Source organism: Methylobacterium sp. AC315 (assembly GCF_979253755.1).
This window is the reverse complement of sequence record NZ_CEEDEA010000005.1, coordinates 261,442-283,897: the sequence shown is the minus strand read 5'-3', so window position 1 is coordinate 283,897 and position 22,456 is coordinate 261,442. Positions and strand designations below refer to the sequence as shown.

The window sequence follows — 22,456 nt, the reverse complement described above, 5'->3', positions numbered from 1 at the left end:
TGGCGTAGGGCTTGCTACTCTGTCCGTGTTCGACACGGGAAACGAAGCATGCCCGAGTTCGTCGCCAGTCTGCTCGCTGCAGCAGCCTTCTGCCTGACTCTCCTTGCGCTGAACGCGCTGACACGATTGCTGATCCAGGCGCATTATGCGCCGGCGGATCTCGGTGAATCCGGTTTTCTCCAGATCGGTGGCGCCCTTGTCATCGCCCGCATCGCCTACCGTCGGGCGCCAAACCGTCAGCTGGACTGAGCGATCGGTTCGTTCCGTGGATTAGACCCAATGGATGGTTGCGGAGGCCCGGCATAGATCGGGAGCGTCTTACCTGAATGGTCGGGCAAGACGCTTTCGCGGCGGGCGGTTGCCTTCGCACGGGCGCCAGGAACTACGATTCCGCAGCCTCAGCCGTCTCTTCACCGTCCGCGACGCCGAGCGCGGCTTTCTCGGCCAGCAGGGCGGCCAAGGCGATGCGGATCAGATTGCCTTGCTCGCGATGCGGGTGATCAAGGGCGGCAGTCATGGCGCGACGGTAGCGGTCCTGGATCGCGGCGAGCTGCGTAGCCATGCCGACCTTGGCAGGTGGTTTCACGACGGGCATAGCCCGCTTCGGCTTCGCCAGCGTTTTCTTCTTTGCGGGTGTCGTGTCCGGCATGCAAGGGCAAGCGACTTGACCGTTTCGAGGTTCCTCGGCGCATTTCACACGCGGCCTGCTCGGTTCTTGGGCGCGGACTCTCGGAGCCTTGGGCAGGCTACGTCGCCGATCGAGCCGAGGGCGCGGATTGCAATGCGTGCGGACCGGATCGGCCTTGCGGGCTACCTCAGTGATCCGGCGCGCTCCGATCGCGAGGCTGTGCCCCGCTTGCCGCGCTGCCGCTCTGTGTCGGGGTTATCCGGCACGGCGTTCCATTCAAGGACGCCTCCGGTCGACCGATCAGGGCTCACACGCCACGTCGTTGGTCTGGATGCCCGGTGACGTGCTTTCGCTACTCACAATCGCCGTTGCTACACGCCCGTCATTGCGAACAGTTCGAAGCGGCCATCACCCTTGAACGGGGCGATGAAGGTGCGGGGGCGACCCACGATCTTGCAGCTGCACTACCTGAGGAAGTCGCCGAGCGCGCGGGGGCCGTTCCCGGTCGGGATGGTCGTCAGAACCTTCAGCGTCCGTCCATCGAGGACGCTCAGCGTGTTGTCACCCCAATTGGCGACGTAGAGGCGACCGCCAACGTCGGCCGCGATGCCTTCGGGATGATCGCCGACGTCGATATCCGCGAGCGGCTTGAGAGTCGTGAGATCGAAGGCTGTGACGCTGCCGGCATACTGATCGGTCACGAAGCCGCGCCCTTGCGTAAGGGCGATCACATAGGGTCGCCGACCGGTCGGGATCCGGCTGATCTCCCGTCCGGCCGCCAGGTCGATCACGGAGACGTCGTCGCTCGTGACGTTCGCCGTGTAGGCGCGGCCAGTGGCAGCATCCAGGGTAATTCCGAACGGGTGCTGCCCGACGGGGATGACCTTGGTTTCTTTGCGGGTCCTGGCATCGACCACGGAGACCGTGTTGGCCTCCCGGTTGGCCACATAGAGCGTCGCACCGTCCGGTGAGACGGCGATACCGGAGGGCGAGGCGCCGACCGCGATCTCGCCATCGGGGATCAGGTGGCCGTCGCGCTCGGTCAAAACGAACAGGCGATGCCCGTACCAATCCGCCACGTAGACTTTGACGCCCATGGGATCGGCAGCGACGCCCAAGGGTCCACCCGGCAGCGGCACTTCTGCGGCAACGAGGCCGGCATCGAGATCAAGCACCGCGAGACCGTGCCCTTCGGGCCGCGTGACGTACGCCCGCTTGCGATCGGGCGACAGGGCGATTCCTGCCGGCGCCCCGTCGAGCTTGATGCTACGCACCACCTTGCCGGCTGCGAGATCGACAATTTCGACCGCGCCGCCCAGCTGCGTCGTCACGATCGCTTCCCGCGCCTGTTCGGCGCGGGCGTGCGTCGCGGTCAGGGACAGGCCGGCGACGAACGCCGCCTGGCCCCATTTGCGGTGACGGCGCAGGTTTTTATCGCAAAACCGCAGGACGCTTTTGCGAAACCCGCGCAGGCTCACGAGCCCTTCTCGACCTTGGCCTTCAAGTTGGCGAGGCTTACCTTGATCCAGGCACCGACGCCCTTCTCGGAGGCTTCGTCGTTGAGTTCGGGCGGCGGATCGTTGTTCATGTAGCCGCGATAAAAGGCGGCTTTCCACTCGACCTTGGACTTGGCGTCGCCCGCGGGCTCGACCGTGATCGTAGCAGAATAGTCGTTGGCCGGCAGGTCCTTTACATCGACCTTCTCGATGTAGTACGAGAAAAGCTTCTCGTCCGGCTTGTACTTGTTGCTAGTCTCTTGAATCTGGTTGCCGTTCTTCAGCGTTAGGGTGCGCGTGAACTTGTTCGGCACGTCGCCGCTGACCTCGGTCTTGGTGACGTTCTCCATCCAGTCGGCGTTCTTAACGTCACCAATCACGGCCCAGACCTTGTCGGCCGGGGCGTTGATCTCGATCGACTCGGAAATCTTGCGCCGGGTCGGGCCGTGGGCCTGCGCGGTCGCCGCCACCAGGGCGGCCGTGGCCGCCAGGGCCAGGGTCATTTTCTTCATCGTGTCCTGCTCCTCCCGCCTCCGGGGCGCGGTCCGGCATCGAGATACCGGTTCTACGTCCGAGTGCGTGTCACAAGTGAGTGTTAGAGCCGCATTCGATTTCTCGGATACGGATCTAGCTTGCGTCCCGACCGAGAATGCGCGCTTCGGCCCCGAAAGCCTCAGCGACCTTGTCCTCGATCCAGCCCCAGGCCTCGCGCTCGCGCGGGCCCGCGGTCTTCGTGATGGCGATGGCGAGGTAGGCCATCTCCGTCAACACCTTGTCCGGCTCTAGCATGTGGAGCCGGGTCGAGAGGATCGCCGCCTCGAGCACCGCGGCCTGGGCGCGGTTGTAGCCAATGAACGGTGCGTGGGCGGCCGAATGCACGAGGCGGCCGTGGAAGCGCGGCCGGGTCTCCTGGTCCTCGACCGATGCGACCTGGAACTCGGCATGGCCGAAACTGTCGGCTAGCCGCCGGCCGGCAATGACCGCGCACGCCACGGTCGGCCATTCGCGCCGGCCCGTTACCGCACCCGCGATGACCCGGATGTCCCTCGGGCTCGACGCCGCGAAACACGGATTGGCCTCGAGATTGACGATGGTCGGCGAGGGTCGGAACGGCGCCAGCACGTAGCCGTTTTCCTCGCCGATCAGCCCGAACGGCACGAGATGCAGCTCACCGGACGGCGCAAGCGTGGTGACGATGGTCTCGAGGATCAGCGGCATCGCTCAGGCCCTGTCCGCCGGCACCAGTCGGCCGCAGACCAGCTTGGTTGCGGGCTGCGGGTTCTCTGGCTGCGCCTCGTAGCGGACCTCGACTTCCGAGATCGTCTTTGGGGCGTCGGCATCCGCCTCGGGCTTCACCAGCCGTGCATCGCGGGTACCGGGCGGAGGCGCGTCGGGACCGGAATGGCGGGTGTGTCCGGCCTTCTTGAACGCGGTCGAGTCCTCGACGTCAGCGTCGGCCGCGCAGCCCCAGTCGAGGGCCTCGTCCTGGACGTAGCGCTTGCCGAGCCGCCAGGCGGTCTCGGCCTTGGCGAGCTCGGCTCCGAGATAGAAGGCGTGGGCGCCGTCGCTCGTCACGTCGAGATCGGGGAAGAAGGCCATCGCGTCGGTGCCGACCCTGTGGACGTCGCGGTTGTAGACGTGGATCCCGTCCTCGGCGACCGCGATCCGGTAATTCGGATCCCGGACCTCGCCTGCAGCCTGGGCAACTTCCGCAGCGGTCTGCACGAACGGGCGCTTGTCGTGAAGGGCCAACAGCGCGCGCCCATAGCCTTTCGGCAGGGCGGAGTCGGCCTTGGCCGCGTACATCACCCGCCGGGCGGCGTCGTGCTCCTCGACAGTGCGGCGGGTGTGGTTCGAAACCTGGACGATCAGCACATTGCCGATCGACAGTTCCGAGCACATTCCCACCAACAGAGCGGTGACGCCGAGCGAATCCGCCTCGGTCAGCTCCGTCAGGTTGCCGGTGCCCATCATCATCTGGATGTCGGGCCAGCGGGCACGGGTGTCGCGGTAGCGGCCGATTGAATCCACGAAGCCGTGATGGATCGGCTCCAGGATCGGGTCGGCCAGGAACGGGCGCCCGGCCTTCAGCATCCGCTCGATCGCGCGGTCGAGCGAGGGCAGGTCGTCCGGGCGCAGGGGCACCAGGATCGGCACTGCGTCGGTCTCGAACGCGAGGTCGAGCGTGTCGATGTTCAGGCTGAGCAGGTAATCCGCCCCGGCCCCGGCGCCCCGGGCGAGCTCGTCCAGAGAGAAGGAATCGACGCTCACCTGAAGGCCGGCGCCCTTCAGGGCAGCGACGGAATCCTCGAGATGCGGGAAGGTCGTGTCCGGCAGCCCGCCCAGGTCGATCACGTCGGCGCCGCGGCGGGCCAGGTCGAGCCCTTTTGCCAGGATCTCGTCGGGGGTCATCTTCGAGGCATCGACGATTTCGGAGAAGATCCGCAGGTCGTGCTTCGAAAGGTCCACCTTGCGCCCGGCGAGCCCCAGCCAGGCCGGCAGATCGACCACCTCGTCCGGGCCGCGCTCGACCGGCACATGAAAATGCTCGGCCAGCCGGGCGGTATCGGCCCGGCAGCGACCCGGAAGGACGATCCGGGTCGCGCCTTCGGGAATCTCGATCCGGCGGCGGATGATTTCTTCCGTCATCAGCGCTGCGACCTTAACGCCGGCATCCGCGATGCTCCACCGGATCGTCGCCGGCAAACCGGCCGCGACTTTTTCGAGCCGCGCCCGGGCGAGGCGACCGGTGACGAATACGATGTGCTCGAGGGCGCTCAAACAGCCACCCGCTGGCGGAGTGTGACGTTCCGGGTCGGTCCCCAGATCGCGATCGAGCCGCCGTAGCGTGCAGCGAAAGCGGGGAAGGCGGCATCCATCAGCCCGCTTTGGGCAAGTCCATCGGCATCCTCCTGTGATGAGGCGTCGGCCGACTTCACCAGCACGCAGCGTGCGGCACGCATCCGTAGCGCAAGCCAGAGCGCGAGACTGTCGGATGTGACGTCCCAAGTCTCGGGGATGTCAGGGTCGCCGACCTGCAAGTTCGTCGGGTCCCAGACCCAGGAAGTGTCGATGTTCTCTGCCCAAGGCGCCGGGCTACGTGCGAGGCGGGGCTCGATTGAGCAAAAGTCCGCCGCCATGCGACCCATCGCGGCCAGCGCCCGGTGGTGGGCCTCCGCATCGTCGAAGCCCTCGCGGATCTGGGCGGCACGGACGGCATCCGCGTAGGCACCACCGCCGGGCACCACGACGCAGCGTCCGTGGAGCCCTGCCGCTACATCCGCCAGAAGGGCGCTGCGGCGGTCCGAATCCGCCGCCAGGCTGCCGCCGATCTTGAGGATTGTCGTCACGCGGCGTCCCGTTGGTTCGGGCGCAGGGCGCGCACGGCCTCGGCGACCCGCAGCGGGTCGATACCGTTGCGCCGGTCCAGGTCGCGGCACAGGCCGCCGCGGAAACCGAAATAGTCGGGGCGGTGCACGCTGAGGGTCGCGATGTCGGTGACCCTGAGTGAACCTGCCAATCCGCTCATCAACCCGTGGCTCCGGCAGGCCGTCGTGAAGGCCGCGAGCGCCTGGGGCTCGACGAGGTCGGTCAGGCGGACGCCGGCCTTTCCGGACGTGTCGATCATCGCACCTGCAAATCCTGCCCGGACCAGAGCCGGGACGAGGTCCGCCGCCGAGCCGTCTTCGGCGAACAGGACCGCGATCAGGCGGCCGGGGGCGGTCTGAGCGAGGGCAGCGAGCGCCTTGATATCGCGGCGTTGCGCAGGGGCGAGGCCGGCCTTCACCCAGTCGATCCCGGTGCCGGCCATCGCGGCCACGGATTCAGGCGTCGGGTCTGCCACCGCGCTGGTCACGGCCGCGCCGGCGACGCGCGCCACGATCTCGTTCACCACTGCGGGGGCGAGCGCGCCGAGCGCGCCGCGCTCCGGATCCTTCGCGTCGATCAGGTCGGCCCCGGCGAGCTGGGCGGCCTCGGCCTCGGCCGGATCGCGCACGCTGACGAGGAGGCGGGGCAGGGGGCCTGGCGGAACGGGGTACGCGGACACGGATCTCTCGAAGATGGGCGGCACGCAATCACGACTTGCCGGGCAACGGCTCGGCGAGCAGGCGGTTCTTCACGACCCAGCGCATGGCGTGCGCCCAGGTGTCGTCGGTATCGGCCCGGATCGTCACCTGCCCGCCGCGTACCATCTTGCCGGTTTCGGCCTCGGCGATGGTGACGTTCAGGTTGAAGATCTGGCCCGATCCCTTCTCCACATAACCGGTCACGACGAGATCCGCACCCAGGCTCTTGGCGATGTCGGCCGCGCAGCCGTTGCACTTGTAGAGCGGGCCCTCCTTGGCGACCACGTCGGATTTCGGGGCTGTGTCGATGATATCCAGGCCGGCCTGGTTGCGAAGGGCGTTGCGCAGCTCGTCCGTGACCAGCGTCAACTTCTTGGTGTCGATGGGCCGGACCCGCGTGCCGTAGGTGGCGCCGGGATCGAACAACTCCACAGGGAACACCGCGGCTTTCTCGGCGGCATGGGCACCGGACGCCCCGGCCAGCAGACACGCGGTCACCGCGCACGATACCAGGTGGCGCATCCTCGGGGCTCCCTCTCGTTGACCGGCGCTGATGCTGCCGGCGGCGTTTTCGCCACTATAGCTCGGGCGAAGGGAGAATTTGGCAATGTACATCGGCGCGCCGGTGGCCCACGACATGAACGTGAACGTCCGACCAAGAAGCCGCGGTTGAGCGGCCGGATCCGAAGCTGCTAGAGGCCGCGTCATGCACGATCCTGCACACGCCCCGGCCCGAATTCCCGTCCAGCCTTCGCGTTATCGGACGCAGCGCCCAGTCAGCCTTCGCGTTCTCTTCGCGGGCTGGATGTTGGCGACACCGGTCGCCGCGCAGGCCCAGCAGCCGGCGCCGCAACCGATCGAAACGCCGATCGGCCTGATCTACCGGCCGCAGCCGGCACCGTCCTCGTACGACGCCGAGGCCGCCCCGGAAGACGAGGGGCTGGCCGGCGCCAAGATGGGCATCGCCGACAACAACACCACCGGCCGGTTCACCAAGCAAACCTTCTCGCTCGATGCGGTCGCGCTGAGCGACGACAAGCCCGATGCCGTTGCGGCGGCCAGGGAGCTGGTGGCCAAGGGCGTGCACTACCTGGTCCTGGCGCTGCCGGCGGATGCGGTGCTGGCGGTGGCCGACGCGGTGAAGGACACCGGGGCGGTGGTGCTGAACGCCGGCGCCCCGGACGACCGCCTGCGTGGCGCCGACTGCCGGTCCAACGTATTCCACATCCTGCCGTCCCGGGCGATGCTGACGGACGCCATCGCGCAGTACATGACGGTGATGCGGTGGCGGAAGGTCTTTCTGATCGTCGGGCCGACCGAGGCCGACAAGGCCTATGCCGAGGCCGTACGAAACTCCGCGCGCAAGTTCGGCCTGAAGATCACCGCGGAGAAACCCTGGACCTTCGGGCCGCTGGCCAAGGCGCGGGGCGATACCCCGACCCGGGCCGAGGCGATGGTCTTCACCCGCGGGCTCGACTACGACATGGCGCTCGTGGCCGACGAGGAGGGCGACTGGGGCGACTACGTGTCCTACCGCACCGTCGATCCGCGGCCCGTCGGCGGCACGCAGGCGCTGACCTCGACCACGTGGTCGCCGGTACTGGAGACCTGGGGGGCCGCGCAGGCGCAGAACCGGTTCCGGCGGCTCGCCTCCCGGCTGATGCGCCCGCTGGATTACCAGGCCTGGGCGGCGATCCGGACCGTCGGCGAAGCCGTCACTGCCAAGAAGACCAACGATCCCGCCGTGCTGACCCCGTACCTGGTCGATCCGGCCTTCAACCTGCCGGCCTACAAGGGCGTGTCGCTGAGCTTCCGCCCCTGGGATCACCAGCTGCGCCAGCCGGTCATCGTCGTCCAACCCAAGGCCCTGGTCTCGGTCGCGCCGGAGCAGGGCTTCCTGCACCAGCGCACGCTGCTCGACACGCTGGGCGTCGACCTGCCGGAGACCACCTGCAAGTTCAAATGACCGTGTTCTCGCGGGTCGTCGAGCGGTTCCATCGCGGGGCACAGGAATGTCGCCGCCACCATTGACGCGGGCGGCCCAGGGGGGCCACCTTCCGGAGGCGCGCTCCACCGAGACGGTGTCCTCTCGAAGTCCGAGACTCACGATGAGCCACGAGGTCCAAGAAGCACGGCCCATAATGAAGACCAGGAGCCCCGGCATCAGCGTCAACGATGCGATCGACTGCGCGAAAGAGTGGCTTTTGTCGACGATGTCGACGGAGAACGTCTCGAATCTCGGCCTCGAAGAGGTCGAGCATCATCCAGGATACTGGAATATCACTCTGGGCTTCTCTCGACCGTGGGATGAGGCGCGCAACGCCATATCGGTGCTGAGCGGCACTGTCGTCATGCGCAGGACCTACAAAATCGTGACGGTCGATGAGACGACCGGGGAGATCGTTTCGATGAAGAGTCGCGACGTCGAATAGCGATGCGGAAATACGTTCTGCTCGATACGAACGTCCTCGTGCTGTTCATCGTCGGCGGAACGTGCGCGGACTACATCCGAATCCATAAAAACTGCTCGCGGTTCTCGCGCGCCGACTACGATGCCCTGCTGCTGCATATTTCGGTGGCGGCCGGGGTCATCACCACGGCGCAGATCCTGTCCGAGACCGCCAACCTGCTCCGCCAGGTCCGGGATCCGATCAGGTCTGAGATCGCCGCGTTCTTCAAGCTGTTCGTCTTGCACGTCCGCGAGTTGCAGCCGACGGGCTGGGATGCCGTCCATGACGACACCTACGCGTGGCTCGGGTTCAACGACGCCTCGATCCTGGCCTGTCTGGCTCCAGACCGGGTGCTCATCACGGAGGACGGGAACCTGCACGCTGCAGCACGCACGCGCTCGACTGATGTCCTGCACTTCACAGAGCTGAGGATGTGTGAATAAGCATCGCGGCTGACGCCCTGCGAGGGGAACGCCGGCCACGGCCGCAAACGCCGCAACCCCTCGCAACCGGCCAAGATCGCACTACAGTTGGTGCCAGAAAGTGCCGAAAAGGGCACCCAGGGAAGGAAGTCGTATGCGCCGCCGCGTCGAGGCAGGTCTGAGTGTTGTCGCCCTCGGAGCGGGGCTCGCCCTCTGCGGGCCGGCTTTTGCCTACACCGCCTACGTGAGCAACGAGAAGGGCAACTCCGTCAGCGTCATCGATACGACGACGATGACCGTCACCGCCACCTGGAAGGTCGGGCGCCGGCCGCGCGGGATCACCGTGTCGAAGGACGGCAAGGAGGTGTTCGTCTGCGCCAGCGACGACGACCGGATCGACGTGCTCGATGCCAGCTCCGGCAAGGTCGTGCGCTCGCTCCGCTCCGGCCCCGATCCAGAGCAGTTCATCCTCGATGCCTCCGGCAACCCGCTCTACGTCGCCAACGAGGACGACAGCCAGGTCACGATCATCGACATCGAGAAGAACAAGGTCCTGGCCGAGGTGCCGGTCGGGGTCGAGCCGGAGGGGATGGGCCTGTCGCCGGACGGGAAGATCCTGGTCAACACCTCCGAGACCACCAACATGGCGCACTTCATCGACACCAAGACGTTCCAGGTGATCGACAACGTGCTGGTTGACGCCCGGCCGCGCTTTGCCGAGTTCACCGCCGACGGCAAGTTCCTGTGGGTCTCGGCGGAAGTCGGCGGCACGGTCAGCGTGATCGACGTGGCGCAGCGCCGGGTGGTGAAGAAGATCACCTTCAAGATCCCCAGCGTGAACGACGAGGCGATCCAGCCGGTCGGCATCCGCATCAACAAGGACGGCACCAAGGCGTTCGTGGCTTTGGGCCCGGCCAACCGGGTCGCGGTGATCGATGCCAAGAGCTACGAGGTCCAGAAGTACCTGCCCGTCGGCCAGCGCGTCTGGCAGCTCGCCTTCACGCCGGACCAGAAGATGCTGTTCACGACGAACGGCACCTCCAACGACGTCTCGGTGATCGATGTGGCCGCCGAGAAGGTGGTCAAGAGCATCCCGGTCGGCCTGCTGCCCTGGGGCGTCGCCATCTCCCCGAACTGATGGGATGTGGGATTTCGCACGGGTGTCTGGCCGGACGCGGCCGGACGCCCATGACGCAGAACACGACCGCCGGACGGGCGGCGCACGGTTTAGGAACGCCATGACGCGGATGCTTCGGATCGCAGCCCTGACCCTGGCCGGCCTGTTCGCCGCCGGGCCGGCCACGGCCCTCGACCTGACCAAGAAGCGCGAGAACCTGCCCGACCTCGTCCTGGGCGACGATCAGGGCAACGATTTCGCGGTCGAGAACAAGGACATCACGCTGGAATCCGGCAAGGCCTACCGGCTGCGCATCGTCGCCAAGGGGCGGCAGGAGTACAAGTTCTACGCGCCCGAGTTCTTCCGCTACATCTGGCTGAACCAGATCGTCATCGAGCACAAGGAGATCCACGGCGGCGGCGCGCCCGATCACCTGGAGTTCGACGATCCCGGCGAGATCGCCGTCGAGTTCGTGGCGATCAAGCCCGGCACCTACAAATGGGAGGCGCGTGGCCTTGAGGCGAAGGGCATGACCGGCACGTTGACGGTGAAGTGATGGGTGCCGGGTTCAGAATTTGGCGCAAGGCCAAAAACGCATCTCCCTCCCTCCTCTGTGGGGGAGGGTGGGCCGGCCGTCAGGCCGGGTCGGGAGAGGGGAGCCCGGCTTCAGGACAAGGCTGCGTCGGTATGAAGGTCGCCACCTCATCCTTCACCGTCGCTCCCCTCTCCCGACCCCCTTCGGGGGCCATCCTCCCCCGCAGAGGGGGGAGGGGGTTCGCGCTCTTACTCGTCAGCATCTTTTTGACCACCCCCGCCCTGGCGGCCGACGACGCGGCGTCCTGCGCGGAGGGCATCACGATGATCCGCGACGCGTTGGCGGCGAATCCGTCCGAAGCCGCTCTCCCAAAACTCAAGAAAGCCCTCCGGGTAGCCGAGCGCGAGCAGAAGGAGGGCGAGTTCGACGAGTGCCTCGACGCGGTGACGGATGCCCGCAAGGCGCTGGGCCGATGAGCGAGGCGGCGCTGCAGGTCGAGCATGTCGGCCACCGGTTCGGGGCCCGCGCGGCGCTGGACGACGTGTCGATCACGGTGGAGCGCGGGCGCTTCGCGGCGTTGCTGGGGCCGAACGGCGCCGGCAAGACCACGTTGTTCTCGGTGATCACCCGGCTCTACAACAACCAGAGCGGCCGGGTCTCGATCTTCGGCCATGGGCTCGACCGGGAGCCGTCCCGGGCCCTGGCCCGGCTCGGCGTGGTGTTCCAGGCGCGCACGCTGGATACCGACCTCACCGTCGAGCAGAACCTGCTCTACCACGCCAGCCTGCACGGCATCACTCGCACGGTCGGGAAGCTGCGCGTCGGCGCGTTGCTCGATCGGGTCGGCCTGGCGGACCGCCGTCACGACAAGGTCCGCACGCTGTCGGGCGGCCAGTCGCGCCGGATCGAGATCGCCCGCTCGCTGATTCACCGGCCGGACCTGCTCCTGCTCGACGAGCCGACCGTTGGGCTCGATCTCGAATCCCGGGCCGACATCGTGGCCATCGTTCGCGCCCTGGTGCGCGAGGAGGGTCTGTCGGTCCTGTGGGCGACCCACATCTTCGAGGAGATCTCTCCGGAGGACGAGGCCGTGGTCCTGCACCGCGGCCGGATCGTCGCCCGGGGCCGGGCCGGGGATATCGGCGCGCCGGGCGAGAACCTGGCCGACGCGTTCCGGCGCCTCGTCGCGGAGCCGGGAAGGGCGGCGGCGTGATGGCCGACCGGACGATACGCGCGCTCTCCCTGCCCCCTTTGCGGGGGAGGGGGGGCCGGCCGTCAGGCCGGGTCGGGAGAGGGGAGCGCCGTATCCGGAAGGGTCGCGACGCCAACTACATCCTGCACCGTCGCGCTGCGCCTCTCCCGCCCCCCTTCGGGGGCCACCCTCCCCCGCAGAGGGGGGAGGGGGAGGTGCGTGTTTCAGGTCCTCGCTCTCGCTGTGAAATCAAAGGCGTGCCGTTCGACATGGGTCAGTTTACATGACGGCGCCCCTAGCCAACGCCGTCCCCGCGACCCCCTCCCAAAAGACCGCCCGCATGGGCCGGCTGGATGCGGTCGGCTACCTGATCTGCCTCGGCGGCATCGTCCGGCGCGAGTTGCTGCGCTTCTTCAATCAGAAGGAGCGGTTCTTCTCGGCGTTGGTCAGGCCGCTGGTGTGGCTGTTCATCTTCGCCGCGGGGTTCCGCAACACCCTCGGGGTCTCGATCGAGCCGCCCTACCAGACCTACGTGCTCTACGAGGTCTACGTGGTGCCGGGGCTGGCCGTAATGATCCAGCTGTTCAACGGCATGCAATCGTCGCTCTCCATGGTCTACGACCGCGAGGTCGGATCCATGAAGGTGCTGCTGACATCGCCGTATCCGCGCTGGCTGCTGCTGCTCGCCAAGCTGATCGCGGGCGTCTCGGTGTCGATCGTGCAGGCCTACGCGTTCCTGGCGGTGGCGTATTTCTGGGAGACCGACATCCCGCCGCTCGGGTACCTGACGGCGCTCCCGGCTTTCCTGGCCTCGGGACTGATGCTGGGGGCGATCGGCCTGTTCCTGTCGTCGCTCGTCCGCCAGCTCGAGAACTTCGCCAGCGTGATGAACTTCGTGATCTTCCCGATGTTCTTCGCCTCCTCGGCGCTCTACCCCCTGTGGCGGATCCGGGAATCCTCGGAAACGCTTTACTGGATCTGCGAGTTGAACCCGTTCAGCCACGCCGTCCAGCTCGTGCGCTTCGCCCTCTATCTCCAGTTCGAGCCGGTCGCCTGCGCGGTCGTGATCGGCGTGACCCTCGCCTTCTTCGGCATGGCGGTCGTCGCCTACGATCCGGGTCGCGGCATCATGGCCCGGCGCGGCGGCCCGGCCGGCGACGCCACCTAGGGCCGCACGCCGGATCGCGTACCCGGCCTGCGACCCTATCTCCTTATGACCGCACGATGATTTTGGAAGACCGTATTCCACCTTCCGGATCACGCCCCGACGGAACCCGCCCGATGCATAGCCTCGCCCGCCTCCTCGCCCCGGCCCTCGGCCTCGCCCTCATGACGGGCCCCGCGCTCGCGCAGCCGAGGCAGGACCCGGATTGGCCCTGCGTGCAGCGCAAGGTCGCGACCCTCAGCCCGGGCCAGTTCTGGACCGGGCCGGACATCGCCGCCGCCGGGGATTGGGGCAGCGACAACGACGCGGCAGTGCTCGCGCAGAAGATCGCGTCCCGGCGCACCGAGCTGTCCGAGGTCGGTCCGCTCCTCGACGGGTTCGTGGGCAAGCTCGGCGCCGACAAGGACGCCAGGGCCAAGTCCCTGACCCACGTCTACGCGGGGGTGTTCGAGGTCATCAACGGCGAGCGGGACAAGATCATGGGCGGCATCGCGCGCTACGCGCAGGGGCAGCGGCGCATGGCCGAGCGGATCCGCGACGAGGCCGACAAGATCAGCCAGACCAAGGACGCGCCCAGCGCCACGGACGCCACCGAGTTGCCGAAGGACCAGTCCGAGATCGAGACCAAGTTCGCCTGGGACCGCCGCATCTTCCAGGAGCGCAGCCAGTCGCTCACCTACGTCTGCGAGGTTCCGCAGCTCCTGGAACAGCGCCTCGGCGAGGTCGCCCGCCTGATTCAGGCCCGGCTCTGAGGGGCGGTCGCGGACGGGATGCGGGCATTGCCTAAAGATCCCGTTCGGGTTGCCGGATGATCCCTAAGTCGCTGAAATCGTTATCGAAACTGTTGCTGTCAAACAACGTGGGCCGACGTTCGAGTTCGGTATTTCCAAAAGGTTGCTGAAACACGGCGCGCGTGGTCTTCAATCAATTGTGTCCTTTTCCTTCACCCGCCAAGAGTGACGCCAAGCTCGGCTGAAACGAGCGTGGGTTCACGGCAAGGGGTTTGGGATGTCATTGAGGGGGCTTCGGAGCAGCCTGATCGCGTCGGCGTCGGTCCTGGGTGGCGCGATGCTGCCCTCGGCCGCGCAGGCGCAGAACGCCGTGACGCTGGGCGAGATCAGCGTCGTCTCGACCTCGCCGGTGGGTTCGGGCGGCGGCAATTCGAGCCGCGTGCAGAACCTCAACGGTCCCGGTGGGCTCGAGCCGGCCGGCTCGGCGCCGCCGCCGATCGGCCCGGTCCGCCTCCGGGGCAGCGAGCAGCCGCTCTACAAGATCCCCAGCACGGTCGAGACCGTGACGGCCAGCGACATCACGGTCGACCGGGGCACCGACAACGTCGTGGCGACGCTCGCCCGCCGCACGCCCGGCCTCAACCTGTCCGATTCGCAGGGCAATTCGAACCGCCCCGACGTGACCTATCGCGGCTTCACCGTCTCGCCGGTCCAGGGCGTGCCGCAGGGCCTCGCCGTGTACCAGAACGGCGTGCGCATCAACGAAGCCTTCGGCGACACGGTCAACTTCGACCTGATCCCCCCGCAGGCGATCCAGCGCATCGACGTCGTCACCGGCAACCCGGTCTTCGGCCTCAACGCGCTGGGTGGCGCGGTCAACATCCAGATGAAGAACGGCTTCACCTGGCAGGGTACCGAGATCACCGCGTTCGGCGGCTCGGACGCCCGCACCGCCGGCTACGTCGAGTACGGCAAGGTCTCGGGCCCGTGGAGCGTCTACTTCACCGGCGACGGCCTGAACGACCGCGGCTGGCGCTACGAGAGCCCCAGCACGATCGGCCGGCTCTACGGCGATATCGGCTACCGCTCGCAGGATTCGGAGTTCCACCTGATCGGGCTCGCCGCCCGCAGCTTCTTCGGCGCCGCCGCCGCCACGCCGGTGGATTTCAGCCACCGCGACCCGCGGTCGATCTTCACCTACCCGCAGACCACCACCACCGAGGTCGGCACGATCCAGCTCACCGGCCGGGTCGACGTGTCGCCGACCTGGGACCTGGCCGGCAACGCCTACTTCCGCCGCTTCAGCCAGACCTACGTCGACGGCAACGACGGCAACTTCGAGAACTGCAGCACCCGCTCCAGCTTCCGCGGCAACCTCTGCTTCGAGGATGACGGCTTCAGCCAGGGCGCCGGCCAGTCGCAGCTCGCCTTCCGCAACCAGTTCCTGATCCTCGGCCAGCAGAACCAGCGCGTTCCGTTCCGGTCCGGCATCCCGTACGGCACCCTCGACGTGACCAAGACGGAGGCCACGGGCTTCGGCGGCTCGCTCCAGGCGGCCAACCGCGACCGGGTGTTCGGCCTGCCCAACACCTTCCTGGTCGGCGGCAGCATCGATGCGGCCAACTACTCGTTCAAGTCGTCCAGCACCCTCGGCGTGATCAACCCGAACCTGTCGATCACCACGGATCCGAACAACCCCTACTACGGCAACATCCCGGGCCTCGGCACGCCGCAGCTCCGCACCGCCGGCGCCCTCGGCATCGCGCCGAGCTCGGTCAACGGCTCGAACCTCTACATGGGCCTCTACACCCTCGACACCCTGGACGTGACCGACCGGCTGTCGCTCACAGCGGGCGCGCGGCTCAACTTCGCCCGCATCCAGAGCGAGGATCTCACGGGCTTCTCGCCGGACGTGACCGGCACCCATTACTACAACAAGATCAACCCGGTCGCCGGCCTGACCTACCGCTTCACCGACGCGCTGAACCTCTACGGCAGCTACTCGGAGTCGAACCGCGCGCCGACGCCGCTGGAGCTGGCCTGCTCCAACCCGGATCGGCCGTGCCTGCTGCCGAACTCGCTGGTGGCCGATCCGCCGCTCAAGCAGGTCACCGGGCGGACCTACGAGGTCGGCTTCCGCGGTGCGCTGCCGAACACCTATGACGGCGGCATCATCAGCTACAAGATCGGCGCCTTCCGCACCGACCTGTCGAACGACATCCTGTCGCTCGCCACCCCCGGCAACACCGCCCGCGCCTACTTCGTGAACGTGCCCTCGACCCAGCGTCAGGGCATCGAGGTCGGCAGCGAGTACACGGCCGACTACCTGCGGGTCTACGCCAACTACGCCCTGATCGACGCCACCTTCCAGTTCAACGGCACCCTGTCCTCGCCCAACAATCCGCTCGCGGATGACGGCGCGATCAATGTCCGCAAGGGCAACGTCGTGCCGCTGGTGCCGACCCACCAGTTCAAGGCCGGCTTCGACTACTTCGTCACCCCGAACTGGCAGTTCGGCGTCTACCTCCAGGCCTTCTCGGCGTCCTACTTCCGCGGCGACGAGTCGAACCTGAACCGCAAGCTGCCGCCCTACTACGTCCTGAACTTCCAGACAAAGTACCAGGTCACCAAGAACCTCGAGCTGTTCGGCCTGGTCACCAACCTGACCAACAACCGCTACGCGACGTTCGGCACCTTCGCCGAGCCGGGCGCGGTGGCCGGCAACCTGCGGATCAGCGACCCGCGGACCACGACCCTGTCGCAGCCGCTCTCGATCTACGGCGGCATCCGCTACGCCTTCGGCGCCGACCCGGTGCCGATGTCGGCCGAGCCGATCATTCGGAAGTACTGAAGCGGGCAAGTCCCGAAACCATGAAGTTCTGACACCAGGAAATCTCGACGCCCAGAAGGCGTCGGGCCAGGGCGCTCCGCGCGGTCTCCAGACCGGGCGGGGCGCCCTTCGCGTTTTCCGGCCTCGCCGCCGGCGCCTGCCGTGCGGCCTCACGTCTCAGGAACGGGCCCCAGCGCCCCGCGTCTCATTCGGGAGCGCCAGACGCGGCGGCCGGCCCTCGATCCGGCTGGCCGCCTCAGAGCCGGCGCACGATTTGGAGAAACGCCTCGATGATGATGAGATTCGCCTTCGCAGCCCTGGCCCTTGCGGCCGCCACGCCGGCCTGGGCGACCCCGTGCGCCGACGAGGTCTCCACGCTGCAGAAGCGCCTCGACAGCGCGGGCGCCGCCGCTGTGACCGGCACGACCCCGCCCGGTGGCACGACCTCGTCGCATTCCGATAAGGCGCTCGCGACCCCGCCGGCTCTCACCAAGGGCGACGCCGCCGTGAAGCCGACCGCCGCCGGGGTCGAGGAGGCGAAGAAGCTCGTCGCCAAGGCCGCCGCCGAGGACAAGGCCGGCAACGCCGAGGCCTGCCGCAACACGATCATGCAGGCCAAGGAAAAGGCGGGCGCCCTCCCGTAGGGTTTTTGGGACGCATGACGGCTGGTCGGGACATCACACCCCGACCGAGTCCTCGGATGCCTCCATGTTGCCGAGGCTTTAACGGCCCCGTTCTGGCGGCTTGCCGCCGTCGGACGGGCACCTTCAAGGCGGGGCGATCTCCGTTCGGACCCATCGTCTGAGGCGCGATCCCCCGTACAGACAACCTGTGGAGTCATTCCGGGGCGGCGTAGGCGAGCCCGGAACCCAGAACCGCTGTCGGTGCAAAAACGCGACGCAGCGATGGCTCTGGATCCCGGGCTCCGCTGCGCGGCCCCGGGATGAGGGCGTACGGCTCGATCGATCAGCTCCTATCGACAGGAAGACCGAACTGTCAGCTCTGAGCAGAGATCGTCATTCAAACCGGGAACTCAGAGCCCGCTCGGCCGAGGGGGCATACGCTGCATCCCTGCACGGAGCCTCTCACGACGCCGCTCGGGCGCTGGGGTCCGTCGCGCGCCGATCAAATCCTCGGTCGCGGAAAAATTTAGATCGCACACGGCGTCCGGCATGGCGCAGCGTTCCGGTTTCTTTACCGCGTCGCGCGATGGCTGGTCCGCCCGGGCTCGGTAGCCCGAGAGGGGCCACGTCATGATCTCGTCGCGTGCCAAGCATCGGGTGTTCGCGTCCGGCTTCCGCGCGATCCAGGCGTTCGGCGCCGATCGCTGGCTGGCTCCGGCCGCCCGCGGCCTCGGGGTGATCCTGACCTTCCACCACGTCAGCCCGGATCCGGTGCCGGCCTTCGCGCCGAACCGGCTGCTCAGCATCACGCCGGATTTCCTGGATCTCACCTTACGCGAACTCGACGCGCGCGGCTTCGACATCATCGGGCTCGATGCGGTCCCGGACCGGCTGGCCGCTCGGGATTACGGCCCGCCCTTCGCGGTCCTGACCTTCGACGACGGTTACCGCGACAACGTCGAGCACGCCCGCCCGGTGCTGGAACGGCACGGCGCCCCCTGGACCCTGTTCGTGGCGAGCGGCTTCGCCGACCAGCGCGGGCGCCTGTGGTGGATCGAGCTGGAGCGGGCGATCGCGCGGCTCGACCGGGTGCGGATCGACATCCACGGCCGCAGCCTCGATCTGCCGGCCCGCAGCCCGCAAGAAAAGGCGCTGGCCTTCGAGGCGCTCTACCGCGACCTGCGCCGCGGCAGCGAGACCGCGCTCCTCGACCGGATCGCCGACCTCTGCCGGCAGGCCGACCTCACGCCGGGCGGGATCGCACCCGAGCTGTGTCTGTCCTGGGATGAATTGCGGGCGCTGGGCCGTGACCCGGCGGTGACGTTCGGGGCGCACACGGTCAGCCACCCGATGCTCGCCAAGCACGATACGGCGACCGTCGCCCGCGAGATCGCCGAGAGTCGCGCCCGGATCGAGGCCGAGCTCGGCCGCGCGATTCGGCACCTGTCCTACCCGGTCGGCGACCCGACCTCGGCCGGCCCCCGGGAATTCGCCCTTGCCGCGGATCAGGGTTTCGCCACCGCGGTGACGACGAGACCCGGTCACCTGTTCGCCGACCATGCCGGGCATCTGCGCGCCCTGCCGCGGGTCTCGATCAACGGCTGCCACCAGTCGCGGGCGGCGCTGGCGGGATTGCTGTCCGGCGTCCCGTTCCTGGCCTGGAACCGCGGGCGGCGCCTCAACGTCGCCTGACCGGATCGCTCACGCGATATCGGCCGGTGACGTGTCGTGCGGATCGTGCGCCGCCAAGCCGAGCGGCCGGACCTGACGGACGTTACGGGTCAGTATCGTCCAGCCGCGACACAGCGCCGTCGCGCCGATGGCGAGGTCCGCCAGGCCGGAGGCATGGCCCTCTCGGCTGGCCACGTCGGACAGGCGGCCGATACACCGGGCGATCTCTAGATCGATCGGCAGAATCTGAGCGCTGTAGAGGTGCAGCAGCGTCTCCAGCCAATCCGACAGACGCGCCGCCTTGCGAGACGCGCCATCCCGGCGGCATTTGGCGATACCGTCCCCGATCTCGGCGATGGTGATCACCGTACGATGCGGGCCGGCGCGGTTTCGGTGCATTCAGGCGATCAGGTCGTCGGCCGGGATCGCCCTGGTCGGTGCGGCCGCCGAAAGGACATTGGTATCGACGAGGGACGCAGGCGTCAGAGATCGATGCGTCTCAGCGCACCGGATCGCGGCGGAAGATCCTCCGTTTCGAGAGGCGCGGCCATCAGGAGCCGGCCGAAGGATGGGACCTGCAGCCGTTGCCACTCTTCGAAGCTGAGCAGCACGGCCTCGGGCCGGCCATGGCGTGTGATGACGGAGGGTTGGCCCTGCCGGGCCTTGTCGATGACGGCCGAGAGCGTCGCCTTGGCGGCCCGCAACTGGATTTCCCGCCATCCGACCCTCCACGACGACATCGGCATCGTAGGGGTGGGGATCGGCGCCGGCATCGCTGCTTGAAAGTCCTCAGCGCCGGCGGCGATGCCGGTAGCCGGTCGAGAACGAGGCGTATTGCCGGCCGCCCCGCCGCGAGCGGTACCGGCCGCGGCGGCCGGCCGCCGCCTCGACGGCCTCGTCCGCCTGGGGCAGCGCCTCGGCCAGGGCCGGGGCGGCGGCCGCGTCGGCCGAGGCGTAGCCGCCCGCCACGTTCTTGGCGGCCGGGCCGAACATCGCCAGGCACTGGTTGTAGGCCAGATCGTTCTTCAGCCGCTCGCACTCCCCGATCGAACGCGGCGTGCCCTGCGCCAGGGCGGAGCACGGCGCGAGCAGCACGGCGAGTGCGGCCAGATGCTTGAGGCGCATGGGCAAGCGATACACGGACGGGTCTCGGTTTCGGATCCGAGGCTTCTGCCGGCCGAGTGCGGCGAAATCGAGGGGTCCGGTTAACGGTCCGGACGCTCCATCCAGCGGATCAGCGGCATCAGCGGGAAGATCCACGCGATTCCGAGGATCGAGTAGAGCACGGCCTGGATCGCCGCCGGGGTCTCGGCGATGCGGCTGTCGGCCAAGGCCATCGCCAGCGGCCCGTACAGGCAGACGAAGGCCAGCATCGCGACCGTGCCGATCAACGTGCGGGTGCGGCGGCGCATCATGGTTCCCCGAAGCCCTGTCTCTCCCTGTGAAGACGGCTATCGCCCGCCGGCCCGGTTGGCAACGCGCGCAGCGCCGCGGGCTGCGGCGCCGCCGACGTTGCCCGCATCCCGCGCTTCCCCTAACGCGTCGCGAGGGCCGGGACATCCGGGCCGACCGCGGAAGGGATGCGCGTGGTGATGAGAGTCTCGGGCGAGCAGCGATCCGGAGCCGTGCGGACCTGGCTCTACCTGATGGCGGCCCTCGTGGTCGCCATGGTGGCGGTCGGCGGCGCGACCCGCCTGACCGGATCCGGCCTGTCGATCACCGAGTGGCGCCCCGTGACCGGGATCGTGCCGCCCCTGTCGGAGGCGGACTGGTCCGCCGAGTTCGCCAAGTACAAGGACACGCCGCAATACAACATCCTCAACCAGGGGATGGGCTTGGCGTCGTTCAAGGTGCTGTACGGCTGGGAATGGGGCCATCGCGTGCTCGGGCGCCTGATCGGCCTCGTGTTCTTCCTGCCGCTGGTCGTGTTCTGGTGGCGCGGCATGATCGGCCGCCGCCTCGGACTCGGGCTGCTCGGCCTCGGGATCCTCGGCGGCCTCCAGGGCGCGATCGGCTGGATCATGGTCGCGTCGGGCCTTCAGCCCGGCATGACCGCGGTGGCGCCGCTGAAGCTCGCCCTGCACCTGACGACAGCCAGCCTGATCCTGGCCGGGCTGGTCTGGCTGGCCGCCGGCCAGCGCAGCGACGCGGCCGATCCCGCCCCCGGCCGCATCCGCCGGGTCGCCACGCTGCTGCCGGCCCTGGTCCTGGCGCAGATCTTCCTCGGCGGACTGGTCGCCGGGTCGCATGCCGGCCTCGTCTACAACACCTGGCCGGACATGGACGGCGCCCTCGTCCCGCCGGTGGACAGCCTGTTCGCGATCCGGCCCTGGATCGAGAACTTCGTCGACAACCACGCCCTGGTCCAGTTCGACCACCGGGTCAGCGCCTACCTGCTCGTCGTGGTCGCGCTCCTGCACGCGATCGACGCGCGGATGACCGGTCCGGCCGGCGCGGCCGGGCGTGCCGGGGGCGTCGCCGCCCTGGCCCTGGGCCAGGCCGGGCTCGGCATCGCCACCCTGTTGCTGGCGGTGCCGCTCTGGGCCGCGCTGGCCCATCAGGTCCTGGCGATGGCCGTGCTGACCATGGCGGTGGTCCACGCCCGGCTGAGCCGCGGCACCGGCCTCGTCCGCCGCCCGGCCCGGGAACCGGTGCTCGGCTTCGAGGGCTTGGTGGGTCGCGGCGCCTGATCAGGGCTGCGGCGCCGCCGCCACGCACAACAAGTCTTTCACCACGCGGCAATAGAACCTTGGGATAAACGCCCCGTCAGCACTTTGCATAGGGAACGGTTGAGCCATCTTAAGCTTTAGGCTGCAGGCGTAGCAGGAGGCTTCATGATGTCTCTCGCAGAGGATGGTCGCCCGCTGACCCTGACGTGGCACTACACGCCGCGCGAGATCGTGGCGGACGGGGTGATCCACGGCCTCGGGGTCGTCTTCGGCCTCGCCGGCGCGGCGGCGCTGGTGGCCACGGCGCTCACGGCGCATCTCGGCTTCGGCGAGCGGGCCGCGGTGGTGCTGTACGCCACCGCCCTGGTGCTGATGCTGGGCGTCTCCGCGGTCTACAACCTCTACCCGGTCAGCCCGCGGAAATGGCTCCTGCGCCGAGCCGACCACGCGCTGATCTACCTGATGATCGCCGGGACCTACACGCCCCTGGTCGCGCTGGTCGGCTCGGGCATCCGCGCCTACCTGCTGCTGGCGGTGATCTGGCTGGTCGCCCTGGTCGGGATCGCGGTGAAGCTGTTCCTGCCCGGCCGGTTCGACCGGCTCTCCATCGCCCTCTACCTGCTGCTCGGCTGGAGCGGCCTGCTCGCCTACGAGTCGGTGATCGCCGCCCTCCAGCCCACCGCCCTGTGGCTGCTGGCGATCGGCGGGCTGCTCTACTCGGTCGGCGTGCTGTTCCACGTCTGGCGGACCCTGCCATTCCAGAACGCGATCTGGCACGGCTTCGTGCTCGCGGCCACGGCCTGCCATTACGGCACGATCTGGGCCAGCCTCAACGGCCTGCCGCTGACGTGAATTGATCC

Annotated in this window: 27 protein-coding genes; 15 read left to right on the top strand and 12 right to left on the bottom strand. The window is 68.1% G+C overall.

Annotated elements, in window-relative coordinates; translation table 11 throughout:
• Positions 1 to 48 precede the first annotated feature (48 nt).
• Positions 49 to 249, top strand: coding sequence for a hypothetical protein (locus tag AC0IY0_RS11585; protein ID WP_147906753.1), 201 nt, complete (start codon positions 49 to 51; stop codon positions 247 to 249).
• A gap of 133 nt (positions 250 to 382) precedes the next feature.
• Here AC0IY0_RS11585 and AC0IY0_RS11580 read toward each other — a convergent pair whose 3' ends face one another.
• The 8 genes from AC0IY0_RS11580 to AC0IY0_RS11545 form a co-directional block, all read right to left on the bottom strand.
• The gene (locus AC0IY0_RS11580; protein ID WP_471763842.1) at positions 383 to 649 is read right to left on the bottom strand and encodes a hypothetical protein; all 267 of its coding nucleotides are present in this window, start codon (positions 647 to 649) and stop codon (positions 383 to 385) included.
• A 443-nt stretch (positions 650 to 1,092) separates the two neighbouring features.
• Complete coding sequence (locus AC0IY0_RS11575) at positions 1,093 to 2,055, bottom strand: YncE family protein (RefSeq protein ID WP_471763895.1); 963 nt, start codon at positions 2,053 to 2,055, stop codon at positions 1,093 to 1,095.
• Positions 2,056 to 2,102: 47 nt separating this feature from the next.
• Positions 2,103 to 2,636 (bottom strand): SRPBCC family protein, encoded by a 534-nt coding sequence (locus AC0IY0_RS11570; protein ID WP_471763841.1) that lies wholly within the window; start codon positions 2,634 to 2,636, stop codon positions 2,103 to 2,105.
• A gap of 115 nt (positions 2,637 to 2,751) precedes the next feature.
• The gene (locus AC0IY0_RS11565; RefSeq protein WP_147938556.1) at positions 2,752 to 3,342 is read right to left on the bottom strand and encodes a DUF447 domain-containing protein; all 591 of its coding nucleotides are present in this window, start codon (positions 3,340 to 3,342) and stop codon (positions 2,752 to 2,754) included.
• Between the two features lie 3 nt (positions 3,343 to 3,345).
• Positions 3,346 to 4,905 (bottom strand): DUF6513 domain-containing protein, encoded by a 1,560-nt coding sequence (locus tag AC0IY0_RS11560; RefSeq protein ID WP_471763840.1) that lies wholly within the window; start codon positions 4,903 to 4,905, stop codon positions 3,346 to 3,348.
• Positions 4,902 to 5,474: an amino acid kinase family protein gene (locus AC0IY0_RS11555; protein ID WP_471763839.1), complete on the bottom strand. Its 573-nt coding sequence runs from the start codon at positions 5,472 to 5,474 to the stop codon at positions 4,902 to 4,904. The genes AC0IY0_RS11560 and AC0IY0_RS11555 overlap by 4 nt, the downstream gene beginning before the upstream one ends.
• Positions 5,471 to 6,172, bottom strand: coding sequence for a (5-formylfuran-3-yl)methyl phosphate synthase (locus AC0IY0_RS11550; RefSeq protein ID WP_471763838.1), 702 nt, complete (start codon positions 6,170 to 6,172; stop codon positions 5,471 to 5,473). The genes AC0IY0_RS11555 and AC0IY0_RS11550 overlap by 4 nt, the downstream gene beginning before the upstream one ends.
• A 28-nt stretch (positions 6,173 to 6,200) precedes the next feature.
• Positions 6,201 to 6,713, bottom strand: a complete 513-nt coding sequence (locus AC0IY0_RS11545; protein WP_419830469.1) for a DUF3280 domain-containing protein — start codon at positions 6,711 to 6,713, stop codon at positions 6,201 to 6,203.
• Between the two features lie 283 nt (positions 6,714 to 6,996).
• Here AC0IY0_RS11545 and AC0IY0_RS11540 point away from each other — a divergent pair, with 283 nt between their 5' ends.
• From AC0IY0_RS11540 to AC0IY0_RS11485, 12 genes are all read left to right on the top strand, one after another.
• Positions 6,997 to 8,157, top strand: a complete 1,161-nt coding sequence (locus AC0IY0_RS11540) for an ABC transporter substrate-binding protein (protein WP_461231932.1) — start codon at positions 6,997 to 6,999, stop codon at positions 8,155 to 8,157.
• Between the two features lie 142 nt (positions 8,158 to 8,299).
• Positions 8,300 to 8,623, top strand: coding sequence for a hypothetical protein (locus AC0IY0_RS11535; protein WP_471763836.1), 324 nt, complete (start codon positions 8,300 to 8,302; stop codon positions 8,621 to 8,623).
• 38 nt (positions 8,624 to 8,661) lie between these two features.
• Positions 8,662 to 9,084 (top strand): PIN domain-containing protein, encoded by a 423-nt coding sequence (locus AC0IY0_RS11530; protein ID WP_378994377.1) that lies wholly within the window; start codon positions 8,662 to 8,664, stop codon positions 9,082 to 9,084.
• Between the two features lie 133 nt (positions 9,085 to 9,217).
• Positions 9,218 to 10,201 carry a YVTN family beta-propeller repeat protein gene (locus AC0IY0_RS11525; RefSeq protein WP_147906762.1) on the top strand — a complete coding sequence of 328 codons (984 nt, stop codon included), beginning with the start codon at positions 9,218 to 9,220 and terminating at the stop codon, positions 10,199 to 10,201.
• 100 nt (positions 10,202 to 10,301) lie between these two features.
• Entirely contained in the window at positions 10,302 to 10,736 is a 435-nt protein-coding gene (locus tag AC0IY0_RS11520) for a cupredoxin domain-containing protein (protein ID WP_471763835.1), read from the top strand.
• A 239-nt stretch (positions 10,737 to 10,975) separates the two neighbouring features.
• A complete protein-coding gene (locus AC0IY0_RS11515) occupies positions 10,976 to 11,191 on the top strand; it encodes a hypothetical protein (RefSeq protein ID WP_147906772.1) in 216 nt (71 codons plus the stop codon).
• Positions 11,188 to 11,928: an ABC transporter ATP-binding protein gene (locus tag AC0IY0_RS11510; RefSeq protein ID WP_419830466.1), complete on the top strand. Its 741-nt coding sequence runs from the start codon at positions 11,188 to 11,190 to the stop codon at positions 11,926 to 11,928. Before AC0IY0_RS11515 ends, AC0IY0_RS11510 begins: the two co-directional genes overlap by 4 nt.
• 262 nt (positions 11,929 to 12,190) lie before the next feature.
• Positions 12,191 to 13,075, top strand: a complete 885-nt coding sequence (locus tag AC0IY0_RS11505; protein ID WP_147910668.1) for an ABC transporter permease — start codon at positions 12,191 to 12,193, stop codon at positions 13,073 to 13,075.
• 113 nt (positions 13,076 to 13,188) lie between these two features.
• On the top strand, positions 13,189 to 13,824 hold the full coding sequence (locus AC0IY0_RS11500; RefSeq protein WP_147939330.1) for a hypothetical protein: 636 nt from the start codon (positions 13,189 to 13,191) through the stop codon (positions 13,822 to 13,824).
• A gap of 256 nt (positions 13,825 to 14,080) precedes the next feature.
• A complete protein-coding gene (locus AC0IY0_RS11495) occupies positions 14,081 to 16,654 on the top strand; it encodes a TonB-dependent receptor (protein WP_147910670.1) in 2,574 nt (857 codons plus the stop codon).
• A 269-nt stretch (positions 16,655 to 16,923) separates the two neighbouring features.
• Positions 16,924 to 17,277, top strand: coding sequence for a hypothetical protein (locus AC0IY0_RS11490; RefSeq protein ID WP_147910671.1), 354 nt, complete (start codon positions 16,924 to 16,926; stop codon positions 17,275 to 17,277).
• A gap of 609 nt (positions 17,278 to 17,886) precedes the next feature.
• Complete coding sequence (locus tag AC0IY0_RS11485; RefSeq protein WP_471763834.1) at positions 17,887 to 18,948, top strand: polysaccharide deacetylase family protein; 1,062 nt, start codon at positions 17,887 to 17,889, stop codon at positions 18,946 to 18,948.
• A gap of 9 nt (positions 18,949 to 18,957) precedes the next feature.
• Here AC0IY0_RS11485 and AC0IY0_RS11480 read toward each other — a convergent pair whose 3' ends face one another.
• From AC0IY0_RS11480 to AC0IY0_RS11465, 4 genes are all read right to left on the bottom strand, one after another.
• Positions 18,958 to 19,293, bottom strand: coding sequence for a PIN domain-containing protein (locus tag AC0IY0_RS11480; protein ID WP_471763833.1), 336 nt, complete (start codon positions 19,291 to 19,293; stop codon positions 18,958 to 18,960).
• Between the two features lie 116 nt (positions 19,294 to 19,409).
• Positions 19,410 to 19,700, bottom strand: a complete 291-nt coding sequence (locus AC0IY0_RS11475) for a type II toxin-antitoxin system Phd/YefM family antitoxin (protein ID WP_246692398.1) — start codon at positions 19,698 to 19,700, stop codon at positions 19,410 to 19,412.
• 16 nt (positions 19,701 to 19,716) lie between these two features.
• A complete protein-coding gene (locus tag AC0IY0_RS11470) occupies positions 19,717 to 20,052 on the bottom strand; it encodes a hypothetical protein (RefSeq protein ID WP_187193724.1) in 336 nt (111 codons plus the stop codon).
• Positions 20,053 to 20,132: 80 nt separating this feature from the next.
• A complete protein-coding gene (locus tag AC0IY0_RS11465; RefSeq protein ID WP_147857771.1) occupies positions 20,133 to 20,339 on the bottom strand; it encodes a DUF2842 domain-containing protein in 207 nt (68 codons plus the stop codon).
• A 168-nt stretch (positions 20,340 to 20,507) separates the two neighbouring features.
• Between AC0IY0_RS11465 and AC0IY0_RS11460 the strand changes: the two genes are divergently transcribed.
• Positions 20,508 to 21,617: a COX15/CtaA family protein gene (locus AC0IY0_RS11460; RefSeq protein WP_471763832.1), complete on the top strand. Its 1,110-nt coding sequence runs from the start codon at positions 20,508 to 20,510 to the stop codon at positions 21,615 to 21,617.
• Between the two features lie 147 nt (positions 21,618 to 21,764).
• On the top strand, positions 21,765 to 22,448 hold the full coding sequence (gene trhA / locus AC0IY0_RS11455; protein WP_147857090.1) for a PAQR family membrane homeostasis protein TrhA: 684 nt from the start codon (positions 21,765 to 21,767) through the stop codon (positions 22,446 to 22,448).
• Positions 22,449 to 22,456 lie beyond the last annotated feature (8 nt).